This window comes from Oleiphilus sp. HI0132, from assembly GCF_001635845.1.
In genome coordinates this window covers 1-955 of the sequence record NZ_LWGJ01000040.1, presented here as the reverse complement: position 1 = coordinate 955, position 955 = coordinate 1, and the positions used below count along the sequence as shown (strand labels likewise).

Sequence of the window (955 nt, the reverse complement as noted above, 5' to 3'; positions counted from 1 at the left end):
GTCAGCGCTTGATATTCATCCCACGCTTTATCGCGATCAGAAGCACTGATGCTTTGACCAATGATGTCCTCGATCGCTTTTACTGCTGGCTTACCATCTTTACCAAAATCATTAGGCTTGAGGTCATCAATCGCATCTAAGATTGCATCAACCAGGTGATGCGCCTTGCCCGATTCATCCTTAGAGGAACAGGCTTTATCATCGGCCGCGAAGCCTCGCTGAATGAGTGTCTCAGCTTCTTCACGACTTAGATTGATGGACTCCCCTGGATAAACAAATTCATAGGCACCGGGTTCACCGGTGCGCAAGGTAACAGTTGTTGTTATCTTCATGGGGGCACCTATCGAACAGTTGCACAGAATGTAGCGTTAGGACGGTAAGGCACAATCAACGGTGCGGATTGCATCAAGAGCCAACGTACCGCAGGGTCTTCTTCCAACCACGACTTGGTAAAGTATCGGCTGGCGCGGTAGTTTGCTTTTTCATCCTGAATAACCCCGTAACAACGTGTGCCTTCGAGCAATCCCTGACTGGCCAACAGTACCGTGTACTCAGGCAGCATATTGCGGGCTACACCAGCATCGTCAACGTAGGAGTCGTTGTAGACCCAGAAATCAAAGTCGCCCACCGAGCCAACGTATCGCGCTTTATCGTTAGCCTGGCCTCGCAAGATAGGATCAATGACCAAGGTGTTTGACGTGCCTCGGCGCAGTTCTAATAGTCGCTCCACTTTTGGATCGGCCTTAAAGACACGCCAAGCTAAAGGGTCCATGACAACAGTTCGGGCTGCAGCCCCAGATTTAATCTGTACCAGACCCGCCCAGTCCTCAATATCATCGAGTACTTTAACGCCGGTTTCTCCCCAGCGAGTCGCGCCTGTTAGCGCTTGTGTCAAAGCAGGGTCACGCTGAAAATCGATGACCTGTGTTGGGTAGTCTTCGCCCGTTACAGTGAT

2 protein-coding genes are annotated in these 955 nt (G+C 50.9%); both read right to left on the bottom strand.

Annotation, left to right across the window (positions count from 1 at the left end; translation table 11 throughout):
- Positions 1 to 332, bottom strand: a 332-nt coding sequence (locus A3766_RS00690) for a hypothetical protein (RefSeq protein WP_082906990.1), incomplete at its 3' end; no start/stop codon positions are given.
- A gap of 8 nt (positions 333 to 340) precedes the next feature.
- On the bottom strand, positions 341 to 955 hold a 615-nt coding region (locus A3766_RS00685), incomplete at its 5' end, for a major capsid protein (protein ID WP_197479141.1).